This is a genomic window from Bifidobacterium sp. WK041_4_12 (assembly GCF_041080795.1).
In the GTDB taxonomy this organism is placed as follows: Bacteria; Actinomycetota; Actinomycetes; order Actinomycetales; family Bifidobacteriaceae; genus Bombiscardovia; species Bombiscardovia aquikefiricola.
On record NZ_CP129674.1, the window covers coordinates 84,772 to 96,914 of the forward strand.

Below are 12,143 nucleotides of genomic sequence, written 5' to 3' on the forward strand. Positions count from 1 at the left end.
CTGCTCCTTAGTTGATGCTGACGGTGACGCAGTCGGTGCTGATTTCCTGTGGAAGGTCGGGAAAAGTGAACCGTGATGGACTGCATTTTCCGTGTGCATCTTGCAGTTGTTCGTACTGTTCCGTGCTGATTTCCCACTCGTCGCCGCAGTCGTTTTCTAGATGCCACACGTCGGCGGCTATCGTGTCCATCGATGAGATGATCTGGTCTGCGTCATCGTTGCCGATGCCCTCGCTATGCACATAGGTGTCGCATCTGTTCCATGTATGGTTGCTCTCTGACGGCTGCTCGACGCTGATTCTGAGTGTGCGGCTCATGAGTTCTACCCCCTGTTTTTTCTTTTTGGCCGGTTGGTCAAGCGAAGCGTTATCGAACAAAGCGGGTTCCGTCATAAGCGACGCTCCGAGCTTGCTCGCGTGCGTCGCGTTGACGGGTTCCGCGACTTCGATATGATCCAAGGCGATAGCCGACCGGTCAAAAAGAAAACAGAAAAGCGCAGCCGAAGGCTGCTCCGTCTCCTGCTCGATGCCTCGCCTCTTCTCTTCAGGCATCGAGGACGCGGCCACGTTGTTCGGCCGCCTTCATGTGTCTGCATCCGCGTTTGTCGGACGCTCCTTTCGATGGTCAGCGCAGCCGCAGGCTGCTCCCTTCCCCTCCATCGCTTGACTCTGACGGTGGGAGTATGCCCGCCGTTGTTATGCGTCGGGCATGACGCTCAGTCGTGGAAGTATCGTGGCGAAAGAATCGATTTGGGGAATGATACGCTGCGTGAATCGTCGTAGTCGTAGTCACTGATGTTCAGATAGCCATCGTGCTCTTCGATGAGGCTGTCCAGATTCTCTGTGGTGAGAATGTCCATCAGATGATTCACCAGCAAATGCCGTTCGATGGTGGCCGGCTCCCCGCTGCCCCCGTCCGTCTCACGAATCGAATACCTGTAGTAGCCGTGTGGAACCTGTTCGTGGTTCAGCCTCACGTCACTGTAGAATGCGGCGACCGGCGCTTTCCGTGCCTCGATTTCAAGGCGTATCGAATACAGTTTCTCCGTTTCGTTCGCGTCATGCTTTTCAAGACCTGTGCTCACAGTGTGTTCAGAGCTGCTGGCTGGTGCTGATTCCAAGCGGCGACATTCACAGGTGAAATGTTCGTCACATGCTTCGTTTTCCTCGGCTGGTCTGCCGCACCGTGAGCAGTGGTAATAGGTGCTTGCCATGATGATTCCTCCTTGGTTTGTTCCAATTGATTGACGTGACGATTGGCTATTCCTGCTTGTCGTCAAGCTCGTTGCCGAGCCGGTCGAGGCCGTGCTTGGCTATGTCCTTGAACGTGTCGATGGTCTGCTTGGGCAGGTGGCCGCCATGGTTGGGGTCGTCCTTCGACTGGTGCGCCTGCCACATGTCTTCCAGTGCCTCCCATTCGCTGGTGCGGATATTGGTTATGGTCACTTTGGCGTCGATGCACAGCAGCGCCTTGTAGAAGCTCTTGGGGTTTTCGTTCATCATCTGCTTGATGATGCTGATGTAGGGCTGTATCAAGTTGATTTCGACGCTGGCTTCCATCACCTGCTCCACTCCGGTGGCGAGCATTTTCCTGTAGTGTGCCTTGGGGACTCTGGTCTGCTTGTAGGCGTAGGTCATGTCCTCCATCGACCCTGCCATCCTCTCGGCGGTCATTGCCTTGAAATCGTCATAGAACGTGTTCGTCATCGTTATCTGTTCCTTTCACTGCCCAACTGTTTTCCTGACGCCTGGAATGGCGGCACAACAGGAAGCGGAGAGTCAAGCCGCGTGTGGATCGGAACATGGGGAGCGAAGCCCAAGGGGATACGCTTTTATATCCCCGAAGACGAAAGCGAGGCGTGGGCCGGGACACATCCGGCTTGACCCGAAGCGGGTTGTGCCAGAGTGGAAGGTGGCAGGAAAACCCAGCCGTCCAACCTGTTCAGCCTTACCGCCATAGGCCGTAAGGCGACGAAAACCGGTCTGCCCCTCTGGGGGGCAGTCCGTCTCCGCTAGCTCATCGAATGATGCGATCCTGTAGACACGGGTCACATCGCGGCCGGCAGATAGAATGAACGTCCTCGAAGAAGGGTGATGCCGATGAGTGGACGCATGTTCGTGCTGGCCGACGCGGATAGCTTCTACGCGTCATGCGAGAGGGTGTTCCACCCCGAACTCGCACGCCGGCCGCTCGTGGTGCTCTCCAACAATGACGGGTGCGTGGTCTCGCGCAGCCGCGAGGCGAAGCTGCTCGGCATCAGCAACGGCCTGCCCTGGTTCAAGATCAGAGGCCAGGCAGAGCATGATGGCGTGATCGCCAGGAGCAGCAACTACGAACTGTATGCGAGCCTGTCCAGGCGCATGATGCGGCTCATGGCCGCGACCCTTCCCGGCCAGGAGATCTACTCGATAGACGAATGCTTCCTGCGCGGCTTCCAGGATCCGCAGCGCACCAGGATGGCCTGCACAAGAATGCGGGAAACGGTGCTGCAAGGCATCGGCATCCCGCTCACCATCGCCACCGCCCCAACCAGGACGCTGGCGAAGATCGTCAGCCACTACATCAAGCACCAGGGCGGCGGCATAGGCGACTGGGATCTGCTTAGATCCCAGGAGCCGGACGTGCTCGACCGGATCGACGTGTCGGAAGTGTGGGGCGTCGGCCGACGCCTCACCAGAAAGCTTCAAGGCATGAGCATCACCACGGCCGGCGACCTCGCACGCGCGGATCCGTCCAGGATCCGCCACCTGTTCTCCGTGCTCCTGGAACGCACGGTATTGGAACTGCAAGGCATACCCTCCATCGAACTGGACGACTTCGACGCCATCGACGGAACCAGGAAACAGCAGCTCATGTGCAGCAGAATGTTCGGCCAGCCCATAACCGGCCTGCCCGACCTGTCGGCCGCAGTCGGCACCTACGCGCAGCAGGCATCCATCCGGCTACGCAAGCAAGGATCACTGGCAGGCATGGTCACCGTGTTCATCGCCACCAGCCCCTTCAACCAGGACTACCAGTCCAGAAGCGGCAGCATCATCCTCACCGACCCGGCAGACGACCCACTCACCATCGCCAGGGCAGCCGTGGGCACGCTCCCCCGCATGATCGACCCACACGCCCGATACGTGCGGGCCGGCGTCATGCTCGGAGCACTCACCGACGCCGCGTCATACACGACCTTCGACGGGATGGACGCCAAGCGAGACAATGGCCTGGGCACGATCCTCGACCAGGCCAACCGGAAATTCGGGCTGCAAAGCGTCGGCATCGGCTGGGCCGGCATGAAAGGCAAGGGCAGGGCACGCCAGGAAACCGGCGCCACATGGAACATGAAACGGCAGCACCTCAGCAACCGAAGCACCACACGATGGGACGAACTCTGTATTGTAAAGGCATGAACGAAACAAGTAACTCCGACACTGGCATAACAGATCAACAACACAAGCGGAGGCAGGACTCCTTGCTGAAACATATCCGAGCAAAGTTGCATGCCTGGGCACCCGGCATGGCGAAGTTCGCGAGGAATTTAGCCTTGCTGTTTCTCTGGATGCTCTGCCTTGTTTCTCTGGCTTTCTGCATTTACAGGTTCTTTGCGGCCTCTTCCCTGGAGAAATGGGATGTGCTGGCAGTAATCAGCATATTAACTTCCATACTGATCATGTCTGAGGTTGGCTACTTCAGGCAGAAAAACAAAGGTTTTCGATTCATGATGGAGGATCGTCACCCAGTGCTTACCCATCCTGGACAATGGAAATTGCTACCAAGCATTCTTGTTATCAGCGCAGTCAGTCTTTTTCTGCTTGTCGCTTCATGGCATGCTTGGGCATGGGCAGACCTTAGGAACGGCAGTGCAAGGGCCACAGCAAGCCTTGCTGTTGTGGGTGGTCTTGGACTCATGGTCTCTCTGGTTGTCGCCTATAGAAAGCAATCATTAAATGAGCGTGTGGAAGGCCTGAAAGAATTCACCGACTCAGTTGTCTTATTAGACGGTAAGTCAACTCTCTCAATAAGAACAGGTGTATATTCCCTGATTCGAGTTGGCACTTCTCATCCTCATTTACGTCAGCAGGTCATAGATACTTTGACGGAATATTTGAGAAGGGATAAAGCCGCAGACGCGAGTGTCGAATCTCTGATCATCGCGCAGATTCGCAATGTCTTATCGACGAATAATTCAGTTCGTTGGAGAAACATTAAGCTAGATTTACATGGCATTGTTTTCCGGGAGAACTGCAATTTCTCAAATTGCATTATCAATAAAGCAGACTTCAAAAATTCTGTCTTCCTCGCCGGACAAATGTTTATTCATACGCAGTTTATGATGTCAACCTCTTTTTCTGGAACGCATTTTAGGCAGGAGGCGCAATTCCAGCTCTCGGAGTTCCATGGTCGTACAGATTTCGATGGTGCAGTTTTCGATGGTCGCGTTCGTTTCAATCACACGAGATTCATGGTTGGCGAGGGTGAGGAGTCAAACATTGTCTATACTCAAAATCAAAGTTCACCAAGTTTAATGCCGCTGCAGCCAGGTGTAAATTTCTGCGGCACGAAATTTAAGTCAAGCTTGTTCTTCAATAACGCCGAATTCAACAACAATGTTTACTTTGGATCGCAGGTTTACAAAACTCTGGGAGTAGCCCAGTTTGAACAGGACATTCTCTTTGATGAGACAGAATTCAATCAAGGGGCATTCTTTGGCAAGTCAGCGTTTAAGGGTGGGGTCTCATTCAAGGACGTGGTCTTTCATGATCCGAAGAATAAAAAAGAACTTAACCACGCCTTGCAAGGCTCCGGCAAAGCGCAGTTAAGTTAAGTTGTTTAGACTTTGGATCCTCACCATATCCATGTTAATTTATGCTGCGGTTTACAGCTATTAGTTACATTGCCTGAACCCGGATTATTCCATGGAACCTACAGAATTTCATACGTTGGATCATTGTTTCAGACAGCCGTAGATGGTCTGCCGGCTGACGTGGTACTGGTTGGCGATCTCCTGCACGGTGAGCGTCCCGCTCTGGTAGAGTTCGCGGATCCGCTCACGCTGCTTCCCGGAAAGCTTGGATGGCCTGCCACCCAGGTGTCCCCTGGCTCTGGCGGCCTGGAGTCCCGCGTTGGTGCGTTCACGTATCAGGTCGCGTTCGAACTGCGCCATCGCGGCGAACACGTTGAAGACCAGGACACCTCCGGGTGTGGTGGTGTCCATGCTCTCCGTAAGGCTTTTGAACCCCACGCCCCTGGACTGCAACAGGCTCATGAGATCGACGAGGTTCTGCACGCTACGGCCAAGCCGGTCGAGCTTCCACACGACGAGCGTATCCCCGTCGCGGATCACATCAAGCAGGTGATCCAGTTCGGGCCGGTGCGCCTTCGCACCCGACGCATGATCCGTGAACAGCCGTTCGCATCCGACCCTGGTGAGCGCACCGGTCTGCAATGCCTCGTTCTGATCCAAGGTGCTCACCCTGGCATACCCAATGATCATGACCGGTCCGTCCCTACAGCAGTCCATCGTGCGTGCCGGTGCGCGCAAGAATGACTCGCTCGCCCTCGACCCGGTACACCAGCAGCCAGTCACCCTGGATATGCAACTCTCTGAATCCGCGCATATTGCCCTTCAACTGGTGATCCTTGTACCGGCCGTCCAGCAGCATGCGGTCGTTGCGTCTCAGCACCGCCTGCGCTTCGACCAGCAATCCCATGTCGTAGTGCTTCTGTTTCAATCGCTTGACATCACGCAGGAATGCCGGGTTGACGCTGATCTCACGCATTGGCGATCATATCCGCGAAGGAGGCGTCATCCCTGACGGGAATGCTCGGCTCGTCCATCGTGGACAGCACAGCGTTCTCGAACGTCTGCGCGGCCGGCTGGAACGGCAGCCTGCGCTCATTCACGATCTGTTTGAGCATCATGTTCACCGCCGTGGTCAGATCAAGTCCCATCCCCTCCAACAGAGCCGTGGCCTGATCCTTCAGTTCCTTGTTGCTGCGCACCTGCACCCGTGTATCCATCTTCATGTTCCACCATCCTTAACGTACTTCCATTGTACTTCCAATGGACTCGATTTGCAAATGATGCTCTCGTTCTGTTGAAAAACTCATCACTAGAGAAGTGATTCCATACATTGATTCCTATACGGGTTTCTATACACATTTCGGCATGAAAAACGGCCCGGATCGGCAGGCCGTGGGATTGTCTAGAAAACGGCCGTTTTGTGGTTGTCTGGGGTCTCCGGGATTTTCCTGGTGTGTCCGTGAATGTTTTTCCGTATCCCGTTTCATGAGATGTCTTGGTCGATCGGCATCCCTTGACGGGCATGGCTTGCCCCTCGAATGCCGCGGTCGAGGGATGGTTCCTGCAACGACAGGATGCGCCATGAAAAGGAAACATGCTGTGAATGTTATTTCGACATGCCCGCTTCATCCATGCTTTGGAGCGAGAAAGTTGATGTCTGAAGGCATATGGGAAGAACAAGGGCATGTGTGGAATAGCAGGATTCGTCAGCGACGCGCCAATTGATGTCAAGAAACGCGTGCTCAAAGGCATGACAGACATAATTGCACATCGGGGTCCCGACTCGGAAGGCCATCTCGTCGATGCGCATGCGGCTCTCGGATTTAGGCGGCTGAGCATCATCGATCTGCGTGGCGGAGATCAGCCGATCTATAATGAGGACCGCACCATGGCCATCACTTTCAATGGCGAGATCTACAACTATGAGCACCTGCGCAAGCAACTCATCGGACTTGGACACGACTTCACCACGAGGTCCGACACCGAGGTCATTCTCCATGGATATGAGCAGTGGGGATCGGGAGTGCTGGACAAGCTGCGCGGGATGTTCGCCTTCGTGATATGGAACAGCGTGACCAACGAGCTCTTCGGGGCGCGCGACCAATTCGGCATCAAACCGTTCTACTATGCGACTATGGGCGATACGTTCATGTACGCCTCCGAAATCAAAAGCATGCTGCGGCATCCCGACTTCGTGAAGGATTTTAACGCCGATGCGCTCAAGCCGTATATGACGTTCCAGTATTCGGCCCTTGACGAGACCTTCTTCAAGGGCGTGTTCAAGCTCAGAGAGGGGCATTACTTCACGTACAAGAATCACAGGCTTACCATTCGCGAATACTGGGATCCTGCCTTTGGCGAGACCAAGCAAGGCCTCGACGGTCTGGTGGAGTCAATTGATGAAACCGTCAAGGATTCCGTCCGGCATCATATGATCGCTGATGTCGAAGTCGGCTCGTTCCTTTCGAGCGGCGTGGATTCCAGCTATGTCACGGCACTGGCAAGACCCGAGCACACGTATTCAATCGGCTTTGGCGAGGATACATACAATGAGTCCACGCAAGCCCGGGATCTGGCGAATCTGCTCGACGTCGACAACACCTCCGCGACCGTTCGTGAAGACGAAGCGTTCTCATTCTTCCCACAGATCCAATGGTACATGGACGAACCCGATTCCAACCCTTCATGCATCCCTCTGTTCTTCCTGGCGAAAATGGCGTCACGCGACCTGCGCGTCGTCCTGAGCGGAGAGGGGGCGGACGAGCTGTTCGCTGGATATCTTGGCTACGGCGCGCACACCAGATCAAGGCTCATCAAGGACATCACCCGCCTGCTCGCTCACGCACCGACCCGCACACGGCGCAGGATAGCGCGCTGGTGCAAGGGAAAGACGTTCCATGGCGCATGGCACCTCTACGCAAACCTCGCCCAGGCTGAAAGCAGCTTCATCGGTCAGGCCCGGGTGTTCAGCGAGGAGGAGTCGCAGAGACTGCTCAAGCCCCGATACCGGAATGCTCCCAGCGTCCGATCAATCGTTTCGCGGACCTATGACCGGATCAAGGGCAGGCATCTATCGGAAATCAAGAAGAAGCAGTACCTCGATTTCCATCAGTGGATGCCCGGAGACATTCTACTCAAGGCCGACAAGCTCACCATGGCCCACTCACTCGAGCTCCGTGTGCCACTGCTTGACATGGAACTCATGAAAATCGCGGAAAAGGTACCGACCAGGTACCTCATCAACGACGAGAACACGAAATACGCCTTCCGCCGCGCTGCGGCACGCCACATACCCAGACAATGGTATGACCGCGAGAAACTGGGCTTCCCCGTGCCCATCAAGAAATGGCTGCGCGAAGAACGCTGCTATCTTCAGGTGCGTTCCACGTTCAGACAGGAATTCGCATCCCGGTTTTTCGATCAGCGAGCATTGCTCGCCATGCTTGACGACAACTACGCATGCCGTGTCGATGACAGGCGGAAAATCTGGACCATATACACCTTCCTTGTATGGTATGACATCTATTTCATCCATGACGGACTCAAACCAGCACCACAGGAAATTAAAAAACCCGCTTGATCCCGCGACAGGAATCCACGACCGCAGCCGCACACGTGCCCGCACACCACAGCGGAGATGCCGGACGCATAAACCCGGCAACGACGTATGACAGCCCCGCCTCGGCACTCACCCGCTACAAGCCAACGTACCCTCACCAACACACCGGCGAAGAATAAAACCCACACTTTCGTCGCTATAAATCCCGTCTTAATGCTCACCATTCACAAAACATCCGTTTACTCCACACGCTTCATGACGGTCCGCGACCTTTGATTTCCATCCAATTTTGCTTTGCCGATGCACAGGGCACCCTTAAAGCGTTCTTCATCCAAAGTGACATCCAGTAAAACAGCACCCGTTAAATTCGCACCTGAAAAGTCAGAGCCTTGAAAATTAGTTAGTATTTTATACATTATGCTTTCGCCTGGGATCGACCGTTCTTGCAATGCGTATCTGTTACTCCACGCGGAGTGACTACCATTACCTATAGTTTGGATGATGAAGAAGCTGTGCCGTGGCCTCCGCTGATGGGATGGTGAGATTATGCGTGATTCATTGTGGAATCTACGTGATTATCGACTATGGTTCACTGCCGACACGTCAGACGTGATCGCCATGACGTTCCGCTCCTTCGCCATTCCACTCATTGCGATTGCCCTTACAAACTCGGAATCCGTTTCGGGGATTCTGGTAAGCGTCGAAGCGGTCCTGGTACTTGTCCTTTCTCCCATAGGAGGCGCATTTATCGATCGTCACAGCCGTCGGAAAATCATGATTCTGCTCGGGATGCTGGGGATGCTGTTTGCGGGAATTGCTTCGCTGCTCATGCTGGCGAACCGTTTTACCCTCATCATTCTCACCGTGCTGATGGTGTTCTTCGGACTGCTGCAGGGGTTGCTGGGAGGCTCGAATGATGCGATTCTCAAGTCGCTCATACCTACGGAATCTTTTGCCCGCGCGCAGGCAGTGCGCGAGGGAAGGGAGTCCTTCGTCGGCATGGCTGGCGATGCAGTGAGCGGTCTGTTGTATCGCGTTGCTGCATACATGCCGTTCATGGCTTCTGGAATTCTCTACGGCGTTGAAATGGTCACTGCGATATTCCTTCCCGACGATACGGCAAGGCTGACCGCCAGGGAAAGACGGCCGTCTTTCCTCCAGCATTTCATCGAAGGGTGGAGATGGGCCATCACCAAAAAGAAATTCATGCAGATCACCCTCGTGGGGTCCCTGGTCAACATAGCGCTGACTGCACTCACCGTAGGAGCTCCCATCATGCTGGCAGCCCGCAGAACGGACCCCGTGCTGATTGGCCTGCTGGGAACGGGCTCGGGCATTGCCGGGTTCCTGGGATCATTGATCGCGGCCAAGATCCTGCAGCGGATCGCGACCGGTCGTCTGCTGACATTCACCTTCTCCTTCATCGGGCTGTGCTTCGTCCCCATGATGTTCAGCGACGGATACGTGGTTATTCTGTGCTGCACGACAGCCGTCGGGCTGCTGCTGCCATCATTGAATTCCGGACTGGTGGGATTCGTGTTCGGCAAGGTGCCTGAAGACATGCAAGGCAGGGCCTCGTCGGTCTTCGAAACACTGCTGGGAGCCTTCAGCGCAGTCACACCAGCAGCTACGGGATTCATTCTCAAGATAAATCATGGGTTCATGCTGCTCTCAGCCTGCGCCTTCCTGCTGGTGCTGACAGCCACCTGCATCACCTGCTTCGCCTCCATCCGAAACATACCCACACCCAACCTTTGGAACTCCACCGATTTATAAGCAAAAGTCGTTGGCTGCGCGCTGAAAACTACCAGTTCAGACATGAATAGCAGAAGGTATGAAGATCCTGATGGCGAGATTGCACATGGCTTAAATACTTTGCTCAAAGGTGAGCTATCCATTGATGATGTAGCTGCTAAACTCAACTTTCGTGGCAGATGCAATAAACGGCAGCCATACTCCATCATCACTCAGCTGATGAAAACTGGTCATATTGAAGATGTTGAAGTTGGCACTTTTCTCTCCAAAGATGACCAGGATAGATACTCCAGAAGCATGAATTACTTTTCTTGGATTAACAAGAGATCCAATCCGAGCCACTGGCATAGGCAGGAAATGCTGCATGATTCTTCAGCGGCAATAATCGGCGCAGGAGGCGTAGGCAGCGGCATTGCATACCATATGGCGGCTTCAGGGGTCGGTAAAATAACGATTGTGGATTTTGACAAGGTAGAACTGTCAAATCTTAATCGCCAATATCTCTTCAATGAATCTGACATCGGCAAACTTAAATCCGAAGTAGTGGCTGGAAAAGTTTCACAGATCAACCACGATGTGGATGTTGAGTCAGTCAATCAAAAAATTGAAAAATATCTGGATATTATACCCTTAATCAAAGAATCCTCACTGTTTTACCATTGTGTGGATTCTCCAGATGCAATGCCATTCTGGGCCAACACTGCAGCTCTCAAAACCAGGGTGCCTTGGGTGGATTGCAGCTATACAGGTCCTGTTATACAGTGCTGCACGTTTGTTCCTGGAATGACGGGACGCTATCTTTGCTTGCGCGAATCTGAAAAAAGAAAATTGTCTTCTACTGGAAGAGGGGAAGCTTACTCGGACCATGTTCCTGACGATAACCCAGGATTTGGTCCCGTTGTGCAAATATCTTCCGCTTTGGCATCATACGAGGGACTTCGTTTCATATCCCATTTAAATCCGAACAGCGTAGGCAGAGCCATTCATCAGAATATGTATGATTATTCATTATCCTATGCGATCGAAGTGCCCAAAAATGCACCCATGATCCCGAATCTTAGCTGTATTTATATACAGTCTTTAAAAAAGTACTCGTAAATCTTAGCTGCAGCGTTGCCGCTGCTGCCCGTACTCACTGTCGCTCAGTGCCTGGTACACGTTCGGTGTCGCGGAATCATCATGACCACCAGGCTTGAAGCCGATAGCTGGCAGGAGCCGGCGATCCTGCTCGGGAGGCAACGGCTGTACGATCTTGTCGAACATGGCTTCCAGCCTGCTATAGTCCACGTTCTCGTGGGCGATGAACGAGGCAATGTCGTTCTCACGCTTGGATACCTGCGACCAGTCCAAACCCCAACCGGCGTCACGGGCTATCAGCGTCCAGAAGACGCGCTGCGTGCGACCATTGCCCTCACGGAAGGGATGCAGGGTGTTGAAGTTGTCGAAGTTGATGCTCAGTCGCTCGATGAACCGGCCGCGATCCAAGCCTTGCAGCATATGATCATCGCGCAGCGTCGCCTCAGCGTACTGCACGCCAGTGATAAACAGTTGCAGGGGCTGGAAGACACTGCCTCCACCCTTGCTCATGTCGATGGTGCGGATCCGTCCCGCCCACTCGTACACGTCCTGGAACAGGAAATGATGGATCCACCGCAACTGCCTGACCGTGCCCTCGGCAGCTAACGGCATGATACTGAGTTTGCTGTAACGGGCATTGACCAGATCATTCTCGGCGGCAGCCAACGCCTGCCCGCTATGAGCGTTGACTTTGTTTCGAAGTACATTCGCCCCGGGGATCAGATACGGGTCGATACCCGCATCATCATTCATGCGGTTTCCAGACCGTACCGGATGCGGGTTCGTCGGATCAGCCCATCCTCATCGATGAGGCCATCGATGTAGTCCTGCGCGTCGCGACGGTAGGCAGCAGTGACATGACCGCCTTCAAGCTCGGCGGAATGCATGCCATCCCGAATAACCAAGCTCCTACGTGTTCGCTCATCCATCGCATCCTCCTTACCTCACACACTCCATTATC

14 protein-coding genes are annotated in these 12,143 nt (G+C 54.2%); 5 read left to right on the forward strand and 9 right to left on the reverse strand.

The window, feature by feature from the left end; genetic code table 11:
* Window positions 1–7: 7 nt before the first annotated feature.
* The 3 genes from QN215_RS00355 to QN215_RS00365 form a co-directional block, all read right to left on the reverse strand.
* Window positions 8–550, reverse strand: a complete 543-nt coding sequence (locus QN215_RS00355) for a hypothetical protein (RefSeq protein ID WP_369344206.1) — start codon at window positions 548–550, stop codon at window positions 8–10.
* A gap of 164 nt (window positions 551–714) precedes the next feature.
* Window positions 715–1,212: an LPD28 domain-containing protein gene (locus QN215_RS00360; RefSeq protein WP_369344207.1), complete on the reverse strand. Its 498-nt coding sequence runs from the start codon at window positions 1,210–1,212 to the stop codon at window positions 715–717.
* A gap of 46 nt (window positions 1,213–1,258) precedes the next feature.
* Window positions 1,259–1,705, reverse strand: a complete 447-nt coding sequence (locus QN215_RS00365; RefSeq protein WP_369344208.1) for a hypothetical protein — start codon at window positions 1,703–1,705, stop codon at window positions 1,259–1,261.
* A 393-nt stretch (window positions 1,706–2,098) separates the two neighbouring features.
* Here QN215_RS00365 and QN215_RS00370 point away from each other — a divergent pair, with 393 nt between their 5' ends.
* Window positions 2,099–3,397 carry a Y-family DNA polymerase gene (locus tag QN215_RS00370; RefSeq protein ID WP_369344209.1) on the forward strand — a complete coding sequence of 433 codons (1,299 nt, stop codon included), beginning with the start codon at window positions 2,099–2,101 and terminating at the stop codon, window positions 3,395–3,397.
* The gene (locus QN215_RS00375) at window positions 3,322–4,812 is read left to right on the forward strand and encodes a pentapeptide repeat-containing protein (protein ID WP_369344210.1); all 1,491 of its coding nucleotides are present in this window, start codon (window positions 3,322–3,324) and stop codon (window positions 4,810–4,812) included. The genes QN215_RS00370 and QN215_RS00375 overlap by 76 nt, the downstream gene beginning before the upstream one ends.
* Before the next feature lie 120 nt (window positions 4,813–4,932).
* Here the strand turns inward: QN215_RS00375 and QN215_RS00380 are convergent, their stop codons facing one another.
* Genes QN215_RS00380 through QN215_RS00390 form a run of 3 tightly spaced genes read right to left on the reverse strand, consistent with a single transcriptional unit; the run spans window position 4,933 to window position 6,014 of the window.
* Window positions 4,933–5,481, reverse strand: coding sequence for a recombinase family protein (locus QN215_RS00380; protein WP_369344211.1), 549 nt, complete (start codon window positions 5,479–5,481; stop codon window positions 4,933–4,935).
* Between the two features lie 13 nt (window positions 5,482–5,494).
* Window positions 5,495–5,767, reverse strand: a complete 273-nt coding sequence (locus QN215_RS00385) for a type II toxin-antitoxin system YafQ family toxin (protein WP_369344212.1) — start codon at window positions 5,765–5,767, stop codon at window positions 5,495–5,497.
* The gene (locus QN215_RS00390) at window positions 5,760–6,014 is read right to left on the reverse strand and encodes a type II toxin-antitoxin system RelB/DinJ family antitoxin (RefSeq protein ID WP_369344213.1); all 255 of its coding nucleotides are present in this window, start codon (window positions 6,012–6,014) and stop codon (window positions 5,760–5,762) included. Before QN215_RS00390 ends, QN215_RS00385 begins: the two co-directional genes overlap by 8 nt.
* 461 nt (window positions 6,015–6,475) lie before the next feature.
* Between QN215_RS00390 and asnB the strand changes: the two genes are divergently transcribed.
* Window positions 6,476–8,371 carry an asparagine synthase (glutamine-hydrolyzing) gene (gene asnB / locus QN215_RS00395; RefSeq protein ID WP_369344214.1) on the forward strand — a complete coding sequence of 632 codons (1,896 nt, stop codon included), beginning with the start codon at window positions 6,476–6,478 and terminating at the stop codon, window positions 8,369–8,371.
* Window positions 8,372–8,589: 218 nt separating this feature from the next.
* Here the strand turns inward: asnB and QN215_RS00400 are convergent, their stop codons facing one another.
* A complete protein-coding gene (locus tag QN215_RS00400) occupies window positions 8,590–8,766 on the reverse strand; it encodes a pentapeptide repeat-containing protein (protein WP_369344215.1) in 177 nt (58 codons plus the stop codon).
* A gap of 130 nt (window positions 8,767–8,896) precedes the next feature.
* Between QN215_RS00400 and QN215_RS00405 the strand changes: the two genes are divergently transcribed.
* On the forward strand, window positions 8,897–10,126 hold the full coding sequence (locus tag QN215_RS00405; protein WP_369344216.1) for an MFS transporter: 1,230 nt from the start codon (window positions 8,897–8,899) through the stop codon (window positions 10,124–10,126).
* Between the two features lie 42 nt (window positions 10,127–10,168).
* Entirely contained in the window at window positions 10,169–11,203 is a 1,035-nt protein-coding gene (locus QN215_RS00410) for a ThiF family adenylyltransferase (RefSeq protein ID WP_369344217.1), read from the forward strand.
* Between the two features lie 3 nt (window positions 11,204–11,206).
* Here the strand turns inward: QN215_RS00410 and QN215_RS00415 are convergent, their stop codons facing one another.
* Complete coding sequence (locus tag QN215_RS00415) at window positions 11,207–11,935, reverse strand: Fic/DOC family protein (RefSeq protein WP_369344218.1); 729 nt, start codon at window positions 11,933–11,935, stop codon at window positions 11,207–11,209.
* A complete protein-coding gene (locus QN215_RS00420; RefSeq protein WP_369344219.1) occupies window positions 11,932–12,111 on the reverse strand; it encodes a hypothetical protein in 180 nt (59 codons plus the stop codon). Before QN215_RS00420 ends, QN215_RS00415 begins: the two co-directional genes overlap by 4 nt.
* Window positions 12,112–12,143 lie beyond the last annotated feature (32 nt).